We start from the raw sequence: 19,212 nt of genomic DNA on the forward strand, positions 1-19,212 counted from the left end.
AGCCGACCATCCAGTCCAGCCTCACGGGCGTGGGAAGCGGGCGCGCACGTCGTCGATGCAGGTGTCCCTGGACGTGGGCCCGCCGAACCGAAGACGGTCGTAGGCGGTGAACGCCGGTTCCAGCGTGTCGAGTTCGTCAACCAGAGCGTGCAGCCGCGCAGACCAGCCCACTGAACCGGCATCCGGCTCGTTCGCCGCGGCAGCGATGGCGGCCGTGAGGTAATCCTTGCGCTGAATGGTGGCCGGCGTCACCGAGTGCAGACACACGTACTGTCCGCTGAGATACGCATTCCACTCCGCCTTCCCGGTGATCGGGTCGGCCCAGTGAGCGGTGAACCACGCTTCGAGCAGGTCTACGCCGCCGGCCTCGTCGGCGAGAGCGAACAGGTCGGCCGGCACCATTTCAGCACCGTCGGAGCGCAGATATCCCGGAAGCGGCAGACGCTGCTCCAGCATCAGCCGACGGACCGCATCGACGTCGCGACCATGGACTGCACACAGTTCCTCCAGGACAACGAACTGCGCGCTGACATACTCGTCATCGACATCGGTCATCGGGTGATCACCGTTGACCTCGTGGAACCGCTCGACGAGCTGCTGCTTCAGGTCCGTCTCCGGCACAGGAGGCCTCCAGCGTCATGAGCGCGGGCATCTCCCGCACAGGACCCCGCACGCTATAGGCCAGACGGTTCGGCCCTCACCGAACTATCGACGGAATCACGAAGAACGAGAGCACCCACACCCTCACCTCCGCCCACCGGTCCACGATTCTTGACGATTACTCGCAGACGTACACCGGGCAGTCGTTGTGGTGAGTGCTGACCCAGCTGCAGCCAGGCGCCGTCTCACCGCACCGGACTTGGAGGCGGGGGAAACGGCCGTGGTCCTCGCGGAGCTACACCGCCGCGGTGAGGGCTGGAAGGTCCGAGCCGGGGGGCAGGGTTACGCCTCCGGCCTTGCGGGACTGGCGACCGACTACGGCGTCGATGTCGATCCCGAGCCCTCTGCCGTGCCGCTTCCCGCGCAGACACGCAGGACTACGGCCGCTGCGGTGGACCTGACGAAGGTGGAGCGACAAGCTCCCAGCCTGCTGGCTCCCGCACGACAGGCTGGCCAGGCTCTCGCCGACCGAGGGATTACGGGGCTGCGAGCTGCCGTCTACCTCATCCTGGATCACGACTGGCACATGGAGGAGCTGTACGAGTCGTTCGCCGTGCAGGCTTTCGCCGAACGCGTCTTGGCTCTGTAGGCCAACCTCGACGACGACGGCACGGTGCCCGTGATCTTCTCCAGCGGGCGTGAGCCGTTCTTTGAGGAGATCCGGCTGGACAACTACCGTGGCCGTATCGGGCAGCTGCAGACCCAGGTCGACTGGGGCTGGGGCAATGTCGCCGATGCCATGCGCCGTGCGGTCAGTCACTGAGCGTTTTCCAACCTCCGGCTGACGGGGGCAGGGGTCAAAGGCGGGGTCTGGAGCAGCGCGAGCAGTCGTGAGGTAGTACCGGTTGCGCCCCAAGCTCACCGCCGCTTAGGACAGAAGCTGACCTATCTCACGCCTATCGTCGCTGCCGGCAACCAACATCAGCGAAAGGACCGCGATGCCCGAGCAGACGAGCCCCGTGCCGGAGGGCTACACCACCGTTGCGCCCTGGGTCGTCACCGACGACACGGGGGCCTTCCTCGACTTCGTCACCCAGGCGTTCGGGGGCGAGGAACTCGGGCGGGTGTCGACCGAGGATGGCTTGATCGGTCACGCTGAGATCCGAGTCGGCGACACCGTCGTGTTGGCCTTCGACCGACACACGGACTGGCCCGCCATGCCGAGCCTGCTGCGCGTGTTTGTCGCCGATGCGGACGAGGCGTTCTCACAGGCCGTCGCAGCCGGCGGCCATGTCGTCACTTCCCTGGCCGACGACGCCTTCGGACAGCGCGGAGGGCGTATCAAGGACCCCTTCGGCAACATCTGGTGGGTGGTCAGCTGCGTTGAGGACGTCTCTGAGGGCGAGATGTGGAAGCGGCTGCAGGACCCCGTATACGCCGAGGCCATGCGCGTGGCTCAGGAGACACTCGACGCCGAGCTCAGCGGTCGACGCCACGGGCGCAGCAGTGCACCCGTCAGGACAACCATCTAGACCCACGATGTCGGGGTTCGCATGCGCCAGACCGGTAGCCAAGGAGGTCTTCGTTCTGCTTCGACAGCCTGCCGGTTGACCTGACACACGGGTGAAGCCCCTGGCGGCGCCTGAGTGCAGGTCGGCAGGCTCTGCTCGCCCTCGCCCATCTCCGCAACGGTCATCCGTACGTGCAGCTCGCGGCCGGGTTCAGCGTGGGCACCACCACTGCGTACCGCTACGTCACCGAGGCAGTTGAGGTTCTGGCCGCCCTTGCCCCGACGCTCGCCGAGGTGGTCCGGGCAGCGTCGATGAAGGCGTTCGTCCTGCTGGACGGGACGCTGCTGCCGATCGACCGAATCGCCGCCGACCGGCTTTTCTACTCGGGCAAGCAGAAGAAACACGGGGATGAACGTGCAGGTGATCGCAGATCTTTCCGGCCGCCTGCTGTGGGCCTCGCCGGCCCTGCCCGGGGCCGTCCACGACGTCCGTGCGGCCCGCGAGCACGGCATCGTCGACGCGCTTGCCGCAGCCGACGTCAACTGCCGGGCCGACAAGGGCTACCAGGGCGCCGGAGGCACGGTCCGTGTTCCCTACCGCGGCCGGTGGGAGACGCTGGCACCGCCAACTCCTCCACCAGGAGCGCGAGATGACTCCGAGAGATCCCCGTGAACAGCCGGTGCGCCGGCAGCGCCCGATTGACCTTGATCGCCATAGACGGATCATGCCAGCGGCCAGGCACGACGCCTCACCCGCTATCACGCACTAACTCGTCATCTTGCGGTCGATGCGTGCCAGCCACATCGCGTGCCACACCCGCAAAGTGCGCAGCCGCTCCAGGTCAGGCGGCAAGTCATCGGACTTTTTTGATCCCCCTTCCATGATCACTTCCTTGCACTCGCGTGTCCGAACTTGTGAATCTGCGTGGCGCCGAGGACTGCCGGGTCGGACGTGCGGTGCGCGTCAGCTGTCGTGGAGTGCCGTGCGCAGGGCGTCGACGGCGAGTTTGCGGGCGACGTTGGCGGCGCGGGTGTCGCGCAGGCTGTCCAGGAGGAGAAAGTCGTGGACCATGCCCGCCACGCGGACGGAGGTCACGTCCACGCCCGCTTCGCGCAGCTTGTTAGCGTACTGCTCGCCCTCGTCGCGAAGGACGTCGGCCTCATCGGTGATGACCAAGGTGGTGGGCAGGCCCTTGAGCTGGTCCAGGGAGGCCTGAAGAGGGGAGGCGTACACGTCAGTGCGCTGGCTCGGCTCGGAGTAGTGGTCCCAGAACCATTTCATGCCGTCGCGGGTGAGGTAGTAGCCCTCGGCGAACTGGAGGTAGGACGGGGTGTCGAAGTCGGCGTTCGTCACCGGGTAGAGCAGTACCTGCGCCTTGAGGTCGATCCCGCCGCGCTCCTTGTTCATCAGCGCGAAAACCGCCGACATGCAGCCGCCCACCGACTCGCCGGTGACGGCGATGCGTGAGGTGTCCAAGCCGTGCTCCGCGCCGTGCTCCATGACCCATTGGCCCACGGCGTAGTTCTGCTCAACCTGGGTAGGGTACTTTGCCTCGGGCGCGCGGTCGTAGACCGGGAAGACGCCTGCTGCTCCGGCGCCGACCGCGAGCTCGCGGAAGAGGCGGTCGTGGGTCTTGTCGTCGCCGAAGACCCAGCCGGCGCCGTGGATGTAGAACACCACGGGCAGCGGTCCCGACGATCCCTTGGGCCGGATGATGCGGGTGCGGACCGTGCCCCACTTGCCCGCGTCCACGTCGACCCATTCCTCGTCTACCTCCGGGCGCGGCACGCTGAGGTCGCTCTGCAGGCCGAGCAGGATGTCACGGCCCTTCTCCGGGGGAACCTCGTAGATCCGCGGATGCGGGTCCGTCGCCTCGCACAACTCCTTCGCGGCCGGTTCGAGATAGGGGGTGATCGGAGGAGGAAGATCAGTCATGTCGGCTCCATGTCACGGGCGCAGGCGCCCCTTCACGCCGCCTCATGGTGCGGCTGTTGCGTATGGCGGCCAAGGCGCAGTAGGGACTGGATCCATCCTTCAGGCCCGATTCGCCCATCGCAACCCGCTCACGAGGGCCGGGAAGACCCGCCATGGTGGCAGCCAGCCGTCGGTCACGGCGGCCTCGGTCTGCGGGGGAACGGTTTCTCCGCCTGTGTTTCCTCCCGCTGCAAAGCGCCCCGCAGAACATGCGCTTCGCCCGTCTGGCCCTGGCCGCGCTGCCGGGCGCCGGATCCGGCGCGGCACGGTTCGACGATGAGCCGCTGGTGATGGTCGTGGCCGCGGTGCCCGGCCGAGGCGGCCCGCCTGGTGTAAGTGACCCTCCGGCCGGTCCTCGACCTGCCGGCCGCTGAACGCTCCCGCCTCCCGTGCACTGGAGCACTGGTGCGTCTCCGGCGGCTCAGCCGACGCCACTGCCCGCAGCTTCTCCGTCCACCCCAACACCGTCCGCTACCGTCTCCGGCGCGTCGACGAGCTGACGGGTCGGTCCCTCCCCGGTCCGCGCGCGACGACAGACATCGATGCGGCGCTCCTGGCGGGTCCGTGCCTGGGAAGGCGTCCGACGACCGGCCCCAGGAGTCGACTGAGCCGGGGGGCCGCCCGCATTCAGACTTGCGCTTGCCCGGTGAGGCCCCGCCGTAGAACCCAGTCACGAGCCCGGCGAGGCATGCCTTCGATCGGCTGGAAGAAGGAGCGCGGCGGGCCCAGAGGCCGTCGGGATGGAAGGCGTACGGCTTCTCACGCGGGGCGTCGACGACCCTCGACACCGCCACATGCGGCGCGCGGGCCGGGTCGGCCCAGGGATGTGACCGTTCCGCGTCCCGGCTGCCGGGGAGGCCGGCGGCATGCTCGCCTCGCCGTAGCCGGTCAGTTGACGCTGCCGTCATCGCCGCAGTGGATCGCCGTTCTCGATGTGCGTGGCGAAGGCGCGCGGCAGCCCGGCGTCATCTGTTGTCGTCGTTCACGAGGAGGATCTTGCCGAGGTGGCCGCCGGCTTCCATGAGACGGTGCCCTTCGGCGGCGTCGGACATCGAGACGGTCTGGTCGACGACCAGCTTCACGGTGCCGTTCTCGATCATGGGCCAGACGTTCTTCAGAACCTCGGCCACGATCTCGGCCTTGTCTGCCTTGGAGCGGGTCCGCAGAGTGGTGCCGTGCACGGAGGCCCGCTTGAACACCATCTCGGCGAGATCGAGTCGGCCCTCCAGACCCTTCTGCAGACCGATGACGACCAGTCGCCCGTCCGCCGCCAGGGAATGAACGTTGCGCTCCAGGTAGTCGCCGCCGACGATGTCGAGGATCACGTCATAGGGGCCGTGCTCGGTGAAGTCCTCGGTGCGGTAGTCGATCGCCACATCCGCGCCCAGTTCTCTGGCCTGGGCGGCCTTCTGCGGGCCGCCGACCGTGGTGACGACGCGAGCGCCCAGGGCCTTGGCGATCTGGATCGCCATCGTGCCGACACCGCCGGCGCCGCCGTGCACCAGAAGGGTCTCCCCTGCCTTCAGGCCGGCGGTCATGACGACGTTTGACCAGACCGTGGCGGTGACCTCGGGAAGGCCCGCCGCCTCCACCAAGCCGATGCCCTTGGGGATCGTGAGGAGCTGCCCGGCGGGAACCGCGACCCTCTGCGCATAGCCGCCGCCCGTCAGCAGCGCGCAAACCTCATCTCCCACCTGCCAGCCGCTGACTCCTTCGCCGACGGCGCTGATGCGGCCGGATACCTCAAGGCCCGGGTACGGCGACCAGCCGGGCTGCAGCGGGTAGAGCCCCCAGCGCTGCATGACGTCCGCCCGGTTCAGGCCGCTGGCCGCCACATCGACGACGACCTCGCCGGCCGCGGGTGTCGGGTCCTCGACCTCGATCCACTCCAGGACCTCAGGACCACCGTGCTCCCTGATCGATACAGCTTTCACGAGAACTCTCCGTTCGCAACGACTGAGACGAAGGGCTTCCGAGGGCCCGGGAAGAGCGCCCGACAGCCAGAATGTTTACGGTGTATACATTACGTCGTGAAGTATACGCCGTCAACATTGTCGGGAAAGCGCCCCGTACCCCCGCTGCTGTGCCCCAGGCACAAGGTGAGGATGGAGGCGTAAGCGCCTGGTGCCCCACGCGCGCGGGAGTCGGCGACCTCAGGACTCGGTACGGTCCCGAAGAGACGCGCAACTGGGCCATCGCCGGCGCCTCAGTGGTCGGCGTGCCGAGGGCCAAGCCGGCTCGCCGCACGGGGGCGACGTCGGCCGCGACGGACTCGCGAGTTGTAGCTAGCGGACCTTCGCCGCCGCGCCGACGTCGGCGACGATGCGCTCGGCGAGGCGTTCGGAGGACGCCGGGTTCTGCCCCGTGTAGAGGTTGCGGTCGACCACCACGTACGGCCGCAGCGGCAGCCGCGCCTTGGAGTATTTCGCGCCGCTCTCCCGCAGCCGGTCCTCCAGCAACCAGATGGCCTTCCGGCCGAAACTGTTGAACTTCTCCTCCAGGTTCGACAACCCTGTCATCCGGTACCCCGTGAACGGCCACGTCCCGTCCTCGTCCTTCGCCGCGAACGCCGCCGCCGGCGCGTGGCACAGCAACGCGAGCGGTTTCCCCGAAGCGAGCACTCGGGTCAGCAGCGCGCCCGATATCGGGTCGACCGACAGGTCCTCCATCGGACCGTGCCCTCCCGGGTAGAACACCACGTCGAAGTCATCCGGAGCGATCTCGTCCAGTGACCTCGGGCTGTTCAACTCGTCCTGGACGGAACGCAGATACGCGGCCACCCGTCGCAGCTTCCACGGCCATCCCGCCGTCTTCGACATGCTCAGCCGGTCGAGTGTCGGGGTCTTCCCGCCCGGCGTCGCGATCGTGATCTCCCACCCCGCACGGGAAAAGATCTTGTGCGGCATCGCCAGTTCCTCACCCCAGAACCCCGACGGATGTACCTCTCCGTCCCGCAGAGTCCACCGATCGGCCGCGGACACAACGAACAACACCCTGGTCACAACGGACCTCCTCTTGCCGGGACGGTTCCCCGACGTTCCGATGCACGCATCAGAGCGCATATATCGACTGAAATGACCCATAAGGGCCTCACGCCCTCCTCTGAGCGGGAAGGGGTGTGGGCGCCCGGCCAGACTGGGTGGCCGGCGGCGCGGATCCTTCTCTCTCCGCAACCGCAGGGCCATCACCCCAATCCGCAGGGCGATCACCCCGTCGCCAGCAGCATGCCCGCCGAGTTCCGGCGCTCTCTTCAGCTCGATGGACATGCCGGCGGTCAGGCGCGCGCCGTTGTCTGCGGTGCGGCCCACATCCGCCAATGTTTACAGCACTTACATTAGCTTGCTAATGTAAGTGGCGCAAACATCGTAGGCGATCAAGTGGGAAGAGAGAACCTGTATGACCAGCGAGCTGTTCTCGCCGCTGCCCCTGCGCTCCGGGCAGATACTGAGGAACCGGATCGCGAAGGCGGCGATGGAGGAGAACATGGCCGCGTACGGCCAGCGCCCCGACGGGCCGTTGTTCACTCTGTACCGGCGCTGGGCCGCCGGCGGCACGGGATTGCTGATCACCGGCAATGTCATGGTTCACGCCGAAGCACTGACCGGCCCCGGCGGTGTCGTGCTCGACGAGCACTCGCCCCTGGAACCGTTCATCGAGTGGGCGAGGGCCGGTAAGTCCGGCGGCGGTGCGATGTGGATGCAGATCAACCACCCCGGCCGCCAGGTGGCCTCAGACATGCCCGGCGTGGTGTGGGGGCCGACCGACATTGGCGTCAACCTCGGCAAGCACAGCAGCCGCTTCGGTCGACCGACGGCCATGACCCCGCAGCAGATCAACGAGACCGTGACACGGTATGCAGTGACCGCCCACCGTGCCGAGAAGGCCGGCTTCGACGGTGTCGAAATCCATGCCGCACACGGCTACCTGCTTTCGCAGTTTCTCTCCCCCCTGGTCAACAAGCGCACCGACCAGTGGGGCGGATCCCTGGAGAACCGCGCCCGGATGCTGCTCGACATCGTCCGCGCCGTCCGAGCTGCCGTCTCGCCCTCCTTCGCGGTGGCGGTCAAACTCAACTCCGCCGACTTCCAGCGCGGCGGATTCGACGCCGACGACGCCCGCCAGGTCATCGAGATGCTCGAACCTCTCGGTGTCGACCTCGTCGAACTCTCCGGCGGCAGCTACGAAAGCCCCGCCATGACCGGCCGCTCCGCCGGCACCCGCACCCAGGCCCGTGAGGCGTACTTCCTCGACCTCGCCAGGGACCTGGTCAAGACGAGCCCACTGCCCCTGATGCTCACCGGCGGCATCACCAGGCGCGCGACCGCCGAGCGGGTCCTCGACAGTGGCGTGGCGGTCATCGGCATGGGCACCGCCCTCGCCGTCTCCCCGGACCTGCCCGACCGCTGGCGCCAAGGCCGCGAGGCCGACCGGCGGATGCGGCCGGTGAACTGGTCCGACAAGGCCCTCGCGTCCGCCGCCAGTATGGCTCTGGTACGCCACCAGATGCGCCGCCTCGCCCGCGGAAGCAGCCCCCGGCCCGGCACCCACCCGGCGATCGCCCTGATCTCCGAACAGCGCCGGCAGCGCAAGGCCCTGCGCGGCTACCGCGCTTGGCTGTCGCAGCCTCGAAGTGCGTCCTGAACGGCGTCACTTCGCCGCGGACCGATGCGAAAGCGCCCGCGCCCGTGTGGTCGTGATGCGTTCGGGCGGCACAAGCCCGCCCGATGGGCCCGGCCAAAGCGCCCGGGAGGCCGCGCCGGCGCGGGCGCAGGAAGTACGCAGGAAGTGCGCAGGAAGTAGGAGATGGCAGGAGCAGTCCCGAACTCCGACAGCTGCAAGGACCCGGACAGCCTTCGGGCGACGACTTCTGCGCCGGTGTTCCCAGAACTCGTACACAACTTCGGCCAGGAGGCGAGTGACGGTCGATCAGGCGACAGCGATTCACCGGTTGCATCCGTCTCGGCGCGGGCGTTGTCCGCCGAGTCCGGCGCAGGGAACGCGCGCTCGCGCCCCTGCCAGGAGCCGTGACCGCAGCGTGGGCCGACATCATCTCCACCGCGTACCGGCAGCTCGGTCGATGAGGGCCGAGTAGGCCGACAGTGCCGCACGAGAGCGGCCTCAGCATCCGCCTGCCCTTGCCGCTTATGACCGTTCGAATTCGTCTGCGCAACCACCGAACCTCGGTGTTGACGCTGCATACATCGCGCCCCTACAGTCATGTATGCATTGCTTACATCAGAGTGAGGAGTTCCGCCTTGTCTTCGACTCAGAAGGACACCGTCAAGGTCGACCTGAGAGGCCGCCAAGTCAACGTCCCCCAGGGCGGCCTGTACGACCGCTACCGCATGGATCCGGACCTCGACGCCATCGCCCGCGACCCGCGCGTCAGCGGCGTGGACTTCTTCCGAAAGCTCCCCAAGACCAAGGTCGACTCCCCGATCGGCCCCACGATCACCCCGAACTTCTACTACACCATCTCGACTGCCCGGCTCACGATGCTCGCACCGTCCCGCGCGATTCGCGCCCGGCTGCCCGAGGAACTGTCGCCGCTGGAGATGGGAACCGCTTTGGGCCTGGTCTCGGTCATGTTCTTCCGCTATGACGTGTGCGACATCGACTTCTACACCGAGGCGGCCGTCGGCATCGCCGTCAAGCCCGCGCGCCACGGCAAGCTCGGCTTCTTCGACCTCGTCTCCGGCCTGAAGAACGAACACCTGCACTCCTACGTCCTGTCGCTTCCCGTGAGCTCGGAGATCGCGCAGGTCCGCGGCCACTACGGCTACGGCTTTCCCAAGTGGGTCACCGACCTCGACGTCGATGCCGACCATCACCGGACGACCGCACGCGTGGCCAACGACACCGGCGGAGTGGACCTCTCGCTCCTGGCGAACACCCCCGCCCAAAGGGCCTACCCGAGCGGGGAGCGCGTCGGCTCGCTCACGTCGTACACCACGATCGACGGCGCGTGGCACTCCACGCTGAACCAGACCAACGTCCTGAGCGCGGGCACGACGCGCCGCACCAGCGGCATCGCCCTCCAACTCGGCGAGGGCCGTATGTCCGACGACCTGCGGTCGCTCAAGCCCAAGCGGGCCATCCAGTTCGACGTCATGACCGAGGGGCAGGCCGCCCTGCACATGCCGGTCCCCATCTCGATTCAGAGCCGCGGCAAATAGCAGAGGAGCACGCCATGCCCAGCGCACCTGCCGGCCCGACGACTGCCCGCGGTCCGGGACTTCCCGCATCCGTCACTTCGGCCTTCCTCCAGCGGCTGACCGCTCAAGTCTCGGCCGCACCGGATGCCGCACGGGTCACCACCACGATGCCTTACACCGGCGCCCCCCTGGCCGACTTCCCGGTCTCCACACCCGACGACGTCGAGGCGGCGTTCGCCCGAGCCCGGATCGCGCAGAAGACCTGGGCAGCCACGCCGATCGCGGAGCGCAAGAGGATCCTCCTGCGCTACCACGACCTGGTCCTGACCCGCCAGGATCAGGCGTTGGACCTGATGCAGGCCGAGAACGGCAAGACCCGCCGCGACGCGTTCCTCGAAGTCGTCGACATCGGCGTCGTCTCCCGCTACTACGCGCGTAACGCCGCCAAATACCTCCGCCCCAAGCGGCGCCGCGGCGCGATACCGGTACTCACCCACACCACCGAGCTGCGCCACCCCAAGGGCGTGGTCACCGTCATCTCGCCGTGGAACTACCCGCTGAGCATGGCCGCCGGCGACACCGTCGCCGCCCTCATGGCCGGCAACGCCGTCGTGCAGAAGCCGGACACCCAGACCGCCCTCACCGCACTGTGGTCGATGGACCTCATGTACGAGGCCGGCCTGCCCAAGGACGTGTGGCAGATGGTGATCGGCCGGGGCAGCTCCATCGGCGGCGCGCTGATGAACAACGCCGATTACGTGATGTTCACCGGCTCCACCGCCACAGGGCGCCAGATCGCGAGCGACGCCGGCAAACGCCTGATCGGCGCCTCTCTCGAACTCGGCGGCAAGAACCCCATGATCGTCCTCGACGACGCCGACATCGAGAAGGCAGCCGCCGGCGCCGTCGCCGCCTGCTTCCCCTCCGCCGGGCAGCTGTGCGTCTCCGTCGAGCGGCTCTACGTGGCCGAGTCCATCCGTGACGCGTTCGTCGCCGCGTTCGTCGCCCGCACCAAGAAGCTCAAGATCGGCGCCGCGTACGACTACAGCGTCGACGTCGGCAGCCTCACCACCCCTTCCCAGCTGAAGACCGTCACGGAACACGTCGACGACGCCGTCGCCAAGGGCGCCACCGTCCTCGCCGGCGGCAAGGCCCGGCCCGACCTCGGGCCACTGTTCTACGAACCGACGATCCTCACCGGCGTCATCCCCGACATGACGCTCCACTCCCACGAGACCTTCGGCCCCGTCGTCTCCATCTACACCTACCGCGACGTCGACGAGGCCGTCGACCTGGCCAACGCCACCGCCTACGGCCTCAACGGCAGCGTCTGGAGCCGCAATGGAGCCCGTGGCCGGGCCGTCGCCGCCCGGGTCCACGCCGGCACCGTCAACGTCAACGAGGCCTTCGCCGCAGCGTGGGGAAGCATCGACGCCCCCATGGGCGGCATGGGGGACTCAGGCCTCGGCCGCCGCCACGGCGCCGACGGCATCCTCAAGTACACCGAACCCCAGACCGTCGCCCACCAGCGCATCCAGGGCTTCTACCCGCCTTCGGGTATCAGCCCCGAAACCTGGGCCACCCTCCTTACCGGATCGCTCAAGATGCTCAAGGCGGCCGGCATCCGCTGACCAGCGGCTGTCGAACGGCGCCCGTCGGGCCACCGCGAAGGGCGGGCGGCCCGTTCGGGACGGCGGTGACGGTGACGTACGCGGTCCCCGGTTTCCTCTTGCGTTTCCATCACTTACGATGTATGCGACGTTTACATCGAAGAGGTAACGCGAGCGTCGCCGACATTAAGGATGTGTGACCCGTGCCGCAGACCGGCAGCTACCATCACGGCGACCTGCGCGCCGCCTGCGTCCGCGCAGCGCGCGAACTCCTTGAGGAGGACGGCAGCGCGAACCTCTCGCTGCGCGCGGTGGCCCGGCGCGCCGGAGTGTCGCCCACCGCCCCCTACCGCCACTACGCCGACCGTGACGCACTCGTCTCCGCCGTGGCCGCCGAGGGCTACCGCGAACTCGCCGGACAGCTGGCCGAGGCCCACCCCGCACCCTCGACGCCCGACGAGCTCGCCGCGGTCGCCGTCGCCTACGTGCAGTTCGCGCTTGAGCACCCCGCCCTGTTCCGGGCGATGTTCGCCGAGCCCTGCGACCCGACCAGCGAGGAACGGGTAGCCGCGACCGCCGCCATCTCGGAGTACGTCCGCGGCATCGTGCACACCACCTTCCCCGGCGCAGACGCGGAGGCCCTGTCGACCACGGTCTGGGCCCTCGTCCACGGTCTGGCCTTCCTGCACCTCGACGGCAAGCTCGACGCCTCCACCCCAGAGGTGGTCGCCGCCCAGGTCACCGCCGCCGTCCACGCGTTGTTCCACGCCTCCCCGGCGATGTCTGAAGCGGCTGCCGCGCGGACAGCCGTCTGAGCCGCCGTCGTCCCGGCAATCACGGGTGCCGACCGTGGGCGACTCCGTAGACACCGCTGCCTGATGATTCCTCACGACGGAGCGCTCCTGCCAGGCACGACGGATGGCCAAGGCGGGACCGACCGAGGACAACGATCACGACCGGGCCTTCCTGGGCCGGCTTTCCCTTGGTCGCGAAGCCGCCTTCGTCCGGGATCTTCGCCGCCCGGCAGCGGTCACGAGCGGACGTCCAGGACTTGAGCAGGTAGAGCTCCCGGTCGACCAGGGCCCGGCCGGAGGCGGCGGCGTAGGCGGCGAACACTCCGATCTGGCAGTTGTCGATCTTTGCGGAGGTGCGTGCCGGTGTACTGCCGACCCACCCCCGACGAACGACGGCTGCGAAGCCTGCTGCGTGCCATCGTCGCCCTCTCGGGCAACGACCGCATCGCCGTCCGTACGCGGCTGTGAGCCCCCGTTACGTACCGCCCCGGGGGCGGCTATGGCTCGCCCCCATCTCCGGCTACCGGTGCGACGCCTTCGAGCACGGCGCGGACGCCGACAAGGACGGCTGCAACACCCGCGCCGAGGTGCTGAAAGCCGAGGTGGTCGTCGCCCCGGAGCAGGGGGCGAGCTGCCGGCTGAGCGGGGGAGTGTGGTTCTCGCCGTACGACGACCGCTTTGTCCAGGGGCCGGGCGGTCTGGACATCGACCACCTGGTCCCGCTCGCCGAGGCCTGGGACTCCGGCGCCTCCGACTGGAGCGCGCAGGAACGTGAGGCATACGCCAACGACCTCGGCGACGACCGCGCCCTGATCGCGGTGTCGGCGGCCTCGAACCGGTCGAAGGCCGACCAGGACCCGTCCACGTGGCTGCCGCCGGCCGCCGGCTACCGCTGCCAGTACGTCACCGACTGGGTGGCCACCAAGATGCGCTGGGCCCTGAGCGTCGACACCGACGAGAAGACCGCGATCGCCGAGGTGCTCGACCAGTGTCCGGACGTGCCCGTCACCGTCACCCCGGCCCATTGACCCCGCGCCCGGCCCAGGCGCCCGGTCGCTGACGGGAGAGGGGCGGCGGCTGGCGGCCGGTGGCCGGCAGCCCTCTCCTGGGGTGGGCGAGGGCTGCCGGCGGTGCGGGGGAGTTGTCGTGCGTGGTTGACGCGTCCTCGGTGCGTCTGTGGTGCGGTGGCGGCCAGGGCCCGCTGGTGGTCCTTGACGCGCCCCCAGCTTGGAAGAAGCGGGGGAGGTGGTCGCGCGGCATGCGGGGGATTGGGCGCCGCGAGGCTCGCGGGATGGTGAGGCCGCGCGCGATGCAGGGCAGATCCGGCTGCCCGGCCGGCGAGAGTCGCTTTGGCGGGCAAGCACCATCCTCGGGTGCTCGGCTCCGATTGTGCCGTGCCGGTGTCGACAGGATCAGCCGAGTTCGATGACGACCTTGCCGAACAATCCGCCCACGGTCTGAGCCGCGTACGCGGCCGGTGCGTCGAGGAAGTCGATCCGGCGGTCGATCACCGGGTGGATGTCATGGGTCTCGACGTGACGCACAAGATCGCGGTGCATGGCCTCGCTGCCGACCGCGACGCCGCGGATGCGAGCCTGTTTGCCGAGCAGGGCGTACCCGTCCAGCGGCCCCCCGGTCGCATCGAACAGGCCGAGGGTGGCGACCTCACCGCCCGGTGCGAGGGCGGCCAGGGCCTGGGCCAGGATGGACACGCCGACGCTGTCGACTACCTTGTCCACGCCTCCGGACAGCGCGAAGACCGCCTTGCCCCAGTCGTGTTCGGTCGTGCTGTCGACGTAGCCCGCAGCACCGAGGCGGACGAGGGCCTCACCCGCTGCGTCGTTGCGCACGGCCGCGTAGACCCGGGCGCCGGCGGCCCGAGCGAACTGCAGGGCGGAGAGCGCGACGCCGCCGCTGCCGATGATCAGAACGGTGCTGTCAGCGGTGATCGGGTGGTCTCCGTACAGGGCGTTCCAGGCGGTCAGGGCTGCCACGGGCAGGGTGGCTGCCTCGGCGTGGTCGAGGTTGGCGGGGGCACGCATGATGCGCCGGGCCGGAAGGACGACGTACTTGGCGAGCACTCCGTCCTCGTGCAGGGCGCCCAGTCCCAGGCCCATGGCGGCCGGCGGGCGGCCGTCGCTCCAGTCGAGCACGTGCAGATTGGTGACGCGGTCGCCCACGCTCCAGCCCCTGACCTGCGGACCGACGGCATCTATCTCCCCTGCGACATCCGACAGCGGGACGAGGTCCTGTGCCGGCAGCCGGCCGAAGGGGCCTTTGAGGATCAGTTGGTCGCGGTAGTTCATCGAGATCGCCCGGACGCGAATGCGAACCTCGCCGGAACCCGGTACGGGCACAGGGGTCTCGTCCAGGACGAGCCTGGCGGCGTCGGTCGCGTCTGCGGGCAGTATCCAGCGGTTCATCAGCTGCGTGCGGACTGTGCTGTCGTTCGTGTGAAGGGAAGTCATGGGTCCCTTTCTATGAGGGCCGCCGTCAGCGGGCCAGGTCAGGATGAACCTGGTCATGGCAGGACCAGTCAGGGGTGCCCAGGGGCGCCTACGCTGGAGAAATGCCACGCGACCGCGCCGCGCTCGGAGCGTTTCTGCGTTCCCGCCGAGACCGTCTCACCCCGTCCCAGGCCGGCATCGAGCCCTTCCCCGGAGCCCGACGGGTGCCGGGACTGCGCCGGGACGAGCTGGCCGTAGCGGCAGGCGTGAGCCCGGACTACTACAGCCGGCTCGAACAGGGACGCCAAGCCAACGTCTCTGCCGCCGTACTCGACGCGCTGGCCCGGACCCTGCGTCTAAGCGAGGTCGAACGCACCCACCTTTACGACCTGGCCGCGCCCACCACCCCGCACCGGCCGGCGACCCCGCGCACGGTCCAGCGCCCCGATCCGGGGCTGCTGCGCCTGATGGACACCCTCCACCACGTCCCGGTGCTGCTGCTCGGCCATCGCGGCGAGGTTCTGGCCCGCAACGCCCTGCTGACGGAGGTCCCGGGCAGCCCACTGGAGCCAGGCACATCCTTCGTCCGTACATGTTCCAGGACCCCACTGCCCGCGAGCGGATCGTCAACTGGTGCGACTTCGCCTCAGCCACCGTCGCCACCATGCGCCGCGAGACCGCCCGCCGCCCACACGACCACCGCCTCACCGCGCTCATGGACGAGCTGCGCACCACCGACCGTGACGTCGCCCGATGGTGGGACGATCACACGGTCCGCGACTACGCGTCAGTGAGCAAACGTATCCAGCACCCCACCGCTGGTCCGATGTCCTTCGACATCGAGATCGTCTGCGCGCCTCACGAACCGGACCAGCGCCTTGTCGTCTACACCGCCGAGCCCGACTCGCCCACCTCCCGCGTCCTGCCGATCCTGGCCAGCTGGAACGCCGTGCCCCGTCGCTGACCGGCCCGGCCAACCAGCACCCCCGGCGACCGCGGCCGACCAGGAGCGTTTGGACTATCACGCACGACGTCCTTTGCTGGCCGGGGGAGATCGCCGCAGGTGGTGGACCGGCGCGTCTCCCCGTCCCGCTGCGCGTGGTCGTCACGGGCAACCCTCGGTTCTCTCATCCGGGCCGTTGTCGACGAATGCTGCGAGGCGGACGCCGAGCAGGCGTCCAGCGGAGCCCACCGTCACCTGCAGCAACCTGATGGCCGCAGAGCGGTAGTCCGCAGCGGAGTGAGCGCGGCCGACGCCCTACGTGGTGCGCATAGGTGACGTTCCATGCCTCGCCAGCACCGTCGTCGGCATGCTCCACCACCGCCCACTCCGCGTCGGCGGTGGGGTAGTGCACGGCCACGTACCGGCTGGCAATCTCCGAGCCACGTCTCAATGGCACGGATTCTCACCAGCCCGCTGCGCGCGCCGATGATCGGACTGAAACCGACGGCCGGTAGGCCTCGTGGCGTCCCAGACGACGAGTTCGCCGTCCAGCGCGGTCGCGTCCGGCAGCCGCGCGGCCCCGGCCACGATCACCGGAAACGAGGCCGCCATCTCGGTACCGCGCCTGGATCGCAGCACGACCCCTCCCCCCCGACGGAAACGAGCGCCCGGAATCCGTTCTTCTCCAACTGGACCTGGATCATGACCAAGCAGTGCCCCTCCGCCTGGGCCTGGGAGAAGCCCCCCGGGCCGTCGCCCATCGCGCCGGCCGCACCCCTACCCCCGCCGAGGACACTGCGCTCCTCCACGACGACCTCCGCCTGAGCATCGACCGCATCGCCACCATCACCGGCACCGACCCTGCCCGGGTCACCGGGCTCCTGGCCGCCGCCCGCCGCATCCGCCAACCGGCCGACCCCAGAACCGCGCCCCGTACCCGCAGGCCCCCCGCACTGCCTGCCGCAACGCCTGACGACACCCCATAGTGACGGACGCTGACGTGGCGCTGATGCTCCGCTTCTGGGTGGTCTGGTCGCCGCCCCAAGTAACCTGTCTTTCGGCGGACTTGACGGCCACGGATCGGCCGGCCCGGCGGAGTCGGAGTCGTTGGGGCTCCGCAGAGCACCGGCCGAACCGGGTCTTGTCATGACAACGCGGTGGCCGCGTGCCCGCCTCATCCGCCGGGTCTGGGTCAGCGGCGTTTGTTCCGGCGTGTGCGGCGGACGAGCTGTTGTGCCACCAGGTGTCCCGAGCCGCCGCCGAGACCGGGGCCGGGGTGGGTGGAGGCGCCGATGTGCCACAGGCCGGGCACGGGCGTGGCGTGCCGGGAGGCGCCGGGCACGGGGCGCCACAGCAGGTTCTGGTCGAGTTCGGCCGAGCCGCCGTAGGGGTCGCCGGCCACCGCGTTCGGGTTGTACGCGGCCAGGTCCGGCGGTGTGACGGCGTCCCAGGCGAGCACCTTGTCCGTCAGATCCGGGGCATGGCGGGCGATGCGTCGGAGGACCCGGCGGACGTATCCCTCGGTCAGTTCCCCGGTCCAGCGGCCTGTCGCGTCCAGCTCGCCCGCCGCGTCGCCGATCGGCTCGTACGGCAGTTCCTGGAGCTGGATCCACAGGGCGGCCGCGCCCTCGGGCACGCGCGGCGGGTCGAGGAGGTACTGCTGGCCGACGACCACCGTGGGCCTGCGCGGCAGCAGACCCGCCTCGGCCTCCGCGCACGCGATCGCGGTGCTCGCGGACCCGTCGCTCAGGTGGAGCAGGGGCACGTCGGCCAGGCGCTCGTCGTGCCAGCGGAGCGGGGCGGAGAGGGCGACGTGGAGCTGCATCGCGGAGCGTCCGTAGCGGTAGTACCGGGCCCGGTCGCGGACAGCGGGCGGAACCGGGGCGTCCGGCGGCAGCAGCCGGCCGTACAGCGCGGTCGGGGTCACGGAGGCCAGGACGGCGTGGCGGGCCCGGATGGTCCCGCCGTCGGCGATCACGCCCGTGACCCTGCCGTCCGTGAGGATCAGTCGCTCCACCGGCTGCCCGGTGCGGATGTCCACCCCGAGTTCGCCGAGCAGCCTCTCGAAGGCGCGGACGAAGAGGTGGGCGCCGCCCGCCACGACAGGGACGCCGAAACCGTGCAGCGCGGCGGCGATGGCGGGCAGCATCAGGCCGCCCGAGGCGTGGTCCGGGGACAGGCCGGCGTGCAGCAGCCACGGCGCCCACAGCGCATCCGGCTCGTCGCCGCGGAACGCGCTGCGGCAATACGAGCGGCCGCTGGTGACGGTGGCCCGCAGCCATGCCTCGGTACCGTCGAAGCGCTCGCGGCGCAGCAGTCTCACGACGTGGCGGAGCACGCGCGGCGAGCGCAGCTCGTCGCCCAGGATGCCGCCCACGGCGTCGATGTTGTCGAGGAACCGCTGCAGCATGGCGAGGTAGGCGGCCCGGTCCTCCGCGTGGCCGAACGTCTCCGCCGTGGCCGCGGGGTCGCGGTGGGCGAGGATCACGCGGCCGTCGTCGGTGACGGTGCCCGTCACGAGACCGTCGGTGTTGCGGTACTCCAGACCGTGGCGGTGCAGGTCCTCGCCGAGCGCGGCATAGGCCTGGCCGGACACGAACAGCGGGTGCCACGAGGAGTAGGTGTCGTGCAGGTAGCCGGGCAGGGTCCGCTCCTCGGTGGCGATGAAGCCGCCCAGCCGACGGCTCCCTTCGACGAGCGCCACCGACCAACCGCCCTTGGCCAGCTCGGCGGCGGCGACCAGGCCGTTCACACCGGAACCGACGACGATGGCGTCGACCGTACCTGTCATCTCCTCAGCCTCCTCGATCCGTGGGCCGTGGCCGCGTGAGATCCCGCGGGAGTCGGTCACCCGGCCGGCGGGGCGGGGACGCGGCCCTGCCTCCCACCCACCTTCCTCCCGGGAACCGGGCACCTCCAAAGGGAGCAGCCCACCCGAAGGCGCGTGTCCGGGTCCCGGGTACGGCGTCGCCGGGCCTACGTCGCTCAGTCGACGGCCCCGGCCCGCGAGGCGCCGAAGCGGGCTTCAATCGACTGCGGGGAGCGGATCCATCCGAGCGGCACGTGGTCGAAGCCGGCACGGCGCACACCGGGGCGGGCGGCGGCTTGCTCGGGTCCGAGCGGGCTGTCGGCGGCGACCAGGTCCGCTGTCGATGAACGGCCGGATCAGGGAGGCCAT

At 69.6% G+C, this 19,212-nt stretch carries 17 protein-coding genes and 3 pseudogenes; 12 read left to right on the forward strand and 8 right to left on the reverse strand.

All coding sequences use genetic code 11. The features are described 5' to 3' along the window. Nucleotides 1-21: 21 nt before the first annotated feature. Entirely contained in the window at nucleotides 22-621 is a 600-nt protein-coding gene (locus AB0947_RS33530) for a DUF6058 family natural product biosynthesis protein (protein WP_366754137.1), read from the reverse strand. Nucleotides 622-811: 190 nt separating this feature from the next. On the opposite strand from AB0947_RS33530, the gene AB0947_RS33535 reads away from it, so the two are divergent. From AB0947_RS33535 to AB0947_RS33550, 4 genes and pseudogenes are all read left to right on the forward strand, one after another. Continuing rightward, entirely contained in the window at nucleotides 812-1,249 is a 438-nt protein-coding gene (locus tag AB0947_RS33535) for a TerD family protein (protein ID WP_366754138.1), read from the forward strand. A 30-nt stretch (nucleotides 1,250-1,279) separates the two neighbouring features. Next, complete coding sequence (locus AB0947_RS33540; protein WP_366754139.1) at nucleotides 1,280-1,423, forward strand: hypothetical protein; 144 nt, start codon at nucleotides 1,280-1,282, stop codon at nucleotides 1,421-1,423. A 175-nt stretch (nucleotides 1,424-1,598) separates the two neighbouring features. Continuing rightward, a complete protein-coding gene (locus AB0947_RS33545) occupies nucleotides 1,599-2,132 on the forward strand; it encodes a VOC family protein (RefSeq protein WP_366754140.1) in 534 nt (177 codons plus the stop codon). A gap of 95 nt (nucleotides 2,133-2,227) precedes the next feature. After that, a pseudogene (locus AB0947_RS33550) lies at nucleotides 2,228-2,761 on the forward strand (transposase family protein); the annotation flags it as partial. 313 nt (nucleotides 2,762-3,074) lie between these two features. Here the strand turns inward: AB0947_RS33550 and AB0947_RS33555 are convergent. Further along, a complete protein-coding gene (locus AB0947_RS33555; protein ID WP_366754141.1) occupies nucleotides 3,075-4,046 on the reverse strand; it encodes an alpha/beta hydrolase in 972 nt (323 codons plus the stop codon). Nucleotides 4,047-4,479: 433 nt separating this feature from the next. On the opposite strand from AB0947_RS33555, the gene AB0947_RS33560 reads away from it, so the two are divergent. Beyond that, a complete protein-coding gene (locus AB0947_RS33560; protein ID WP_366754161.1) occupies nucleotides 4,480-5,109 on the forward strand; it encodes a helix-turn-helix domain-containing protein in 630 nt (209 codons plus the stop codon). Here the strand turns inward: AB0947_RS33560 and AB0947_RS33565 are convergent. After that, nucleotides 5,051-6,019 (reverse strand): NAD(P)H-quinone oxidoreductase, encoded by a 969-nt coding sequence (locus tag AB0947_RS33565; protein WP_366754142.1) that lies wholly within the window; start codon nucleotides 6,017-6,019, stop codon nucleotides 5,051-5,053. The two genes, AB0947_RS33560 and AB0947_RS33565, sit on opposite strands and share 59 nt — an antisense overlap. 351 nt (nucleotides 6,020-6,370) lie before the next feature. Further along, nucleotides 6,371-7,087: a type 1 glutamine amidotransferase domain-containing protein gene (locus AB0947_RS33570; RefSeq protein ID WP_366754143.1), complete on the reverse strand. Its 717-nt coding sequence runs from the start codon at nucleotides 7,085-7,087 to the stop codon at nucleotides 6,371-6,373. Nucleotides 7,088-7,481: 394 nt separating this feature from the next. Between AB0947_RS33570 and AB0947_RS33575 the strand changes: the two genes are divergently transcribed. The 4 genes from AB0947_RS33575 to AB0947_RS33590 all read left to right on the forward strand — a co-directional run bounded on the left by AB0947_RS33575 (nucleotide 7,482) and on the right by AB0947_RS33590 (nucleotide 12,665). Continuing rightward, complete coding sequence (locus AB0947_RS33575; RefSeq protein WP_366754144.1) at nucleotides 7,482-8,726, forward strand: NADH:flavin oxidoreductase/NADH oxidase family protein; 1,245 nt, start codon at nucleotides 7,482-7,484, stop codon at nucleotides 8,724-8,726. A 614-nt stretch (nucleotides 8,727-9,340) separates the two neighbouring features. After that, on the forward strand, nucleotides 9,341-10,261 hold the full coding sequence (locus AB0947_RS33580) for an acetoacetate decarboxylase family protein (RefSeq protein ID WP_366754145.1): 921 nt from the start codon (nucleotides 9,341-9,343) through the stop codon (nucleotides 10,259-10,261). A gap of 14 nt (nucleotides 10,262-10,275) precedes the next feature. Further along, entirely contained in the window at nucleotides 10,276-11,871 is a 1,596-nt protein-coding gene (locus AB0947_RS33585) for a succinic semialdehyde dehydrogenase (protein WP_366754146.1), read from the forward strand. A gap of 182 nt (nucleotides 11,872-12,053) precedes the next feature. Next, a complete protein-coding gene (locus AB0947_RS33590; RefSeq protein ID WP_366754147.1) occupies nucleotides 12,054-12,665 on the forward strand; it encodes a TetR/AcrR family transcriptional regulator in 612 nt (203 codons plus the stop codon). Nucleotides 12,666-12,816: 151 nt separating this feature from the next. Here AB0947_RS33590 and AB0947_RS33595 read toward each other — a convergent pair. Beyond that, nucleotides 12,817-13,036, reverse strand: a pseudogene (locus AB0947_RS33595) (transposase); the annotation flags it as partial. Nucleotides 13,037-13,156: 120 nt separating this feature from the next. On the opposite strand from AB0947_RS33595, the gene AB0947_RS33600 reads away from it, so the two are divergent. After that, a complete protein-coding gene (locus tag AB0947_RS33600) occupies nucleotides 13,157-13,672 on the forward strand; it encodes an HNH endonuclease family protein (RefSeq protein WP_366754162.1) in 516 nt (171 codons plus the stop codon). A gap of 384 nt (nucleotides 13,673-14,056) precedes the next feature. Here AB0947_RS33600 and AB0947_RS33605 read toward each other — a convergent pair whose 3' ends face one another. Continuing rightward, a complete protein-coding gene (locus AB0947_RS33605) occupies nucleotides 14,057-15,112 on the reverse strand; it encodes an NAD(P)-dependent alcohol dehydrogenase (RefSeq protein WP_366754148.1) in 1,056 nt (351 codons plus the stop codon). A gap of 101 nt (nucleotides 15,113-15,213) precedes the next feature. Between AB0947_RS33605 and AB0947_RS33610 the strand changes: the two are divergent. Together AB0947_RS33610 and AB0947_RS33615 are read left to right on the forward strand one after the other, a co-directional pair. Continuing rightward, nucleotides 15,214-15,414, forward strand: a pseudogene (locus AB0947_RS33610) (helix-turn-helix transcriptional regulator); the annotation flags it as partial. 269 nt (nucleotides 15,415-15,683) lie between these two features. Then, nucleotides 15,684-16,055, forward strand: a complete 372-nt coding sequence (locus AB0947_RS33615) for a hypothetical protein (protein WP_366754149.1) — start codon at nucleotides 15,684-15,686, stop codon at nucleotides 16,053-16,055. A 426-nt stretch (nucleotides 16,056-16,481) separates the two neighbouring features. On the opposite strand, the gene AB0947_RS33620 is transcribed toward AB0947_RS33615, so the two are convergent. After that, on the reverse strand, nucleotides 16,482-16,646 hold the full coding sequence (locus AB0947_RS33620) for a hypothetical protein (RefSeq protein ID WP_366754163.1): 165 nt from the start codon (nucleotides 16,644-16,646) through the stop codon (nucleotides 16,482-16,484). Nucleotides 16,647-17,226: 580 nt separating this feature from the next. After that, entirely contained in the window at nucleotides 17,227-18,825 is a 1,599-nt protein-coding gene (locus tag AB0947_RS33625; RefSeq protein ID WP_366754150.1) for an NAD(P)/FAD-dependent oxidoreductase, read from the reverse strand. Between the last annotated feature and the right edge of the window lie 387 nt (nucleotides 18,826-19,212).

This window comes from Streptomyces sp. NPDC047841, assembly GCF_040704085.1.
GTDB classification, from domain to species: domain Bacteria; phylum Actinomycetota; class Actinomycetes; order Streptomycetales; family Streptomycetaceae; genus Streptomyces; species Streptomyces argyrophylli.

What these genes read in the sequence shown, in the direction of transcription:
- AB0947_RS33545 (WP_366754140.1), top strand. Translation starts at nt 1,599, where the DNA reads ATGCCCGAGCAGACGAGCCCCGTGCCGGAGGGCTACACCACCGTTGCG.
- AB0947_RS33555 (WP_366754141.1), bottom strand. Translation starts at nt 4,046, where the DNA reads ATGACTGATCTTCCTCCTCCGATCACCCCCTATCTCGAACCGGCCGCG.
- AB0947_RS33575 (WP_366754144.1), top strand. Translation starts at nt 7,482, where the DNA reads ATGACCAGCGAGCTGTTCTCGCCGCTGCCCCTGCGCTCCGGGCAGATA.
- AB0947_RS33585 (WP_366754146.1), top strand. Translation starts at nt 10,276, where the DNA reads ATGCCCAGCGCACCTGCCGGCCCGACGACTGCCCGCGGTCCGGGACTT.
- AB0947_RS33605 (WP_366754148.1), bottom strand. Translation starts at nt 15,112, where the DNA reads ATGACTTCCCTTCACACGAACGACAGCACAGTCCGCACGCAGCTGATG.
- AB0947_RS33615 (WP_366754149.1), top strand. Translation starts at nt 15,684, where the DNA reads ATGTTCCAGGACCCCACTGCCCGCGAGCGGATCGTCAACTGGTGCGAC.
- AB0947_RS33620 (WP_366754163.1), bottom strand. Translation starts at nt 16,646, where the DNA reads ATGGCGGCCTCGTTTCCGGTGATCGTGGCCGGGGCCGCGCGGCTGCCG.
- AB0947_RS33625 (WP_366754150.1), bottom strand. Translation starts at nt 18,825, where the DNA reads ATGACAGGTACGGTCGACGCCATCGTCGTCGGTTCCGGTGTGAACGGC.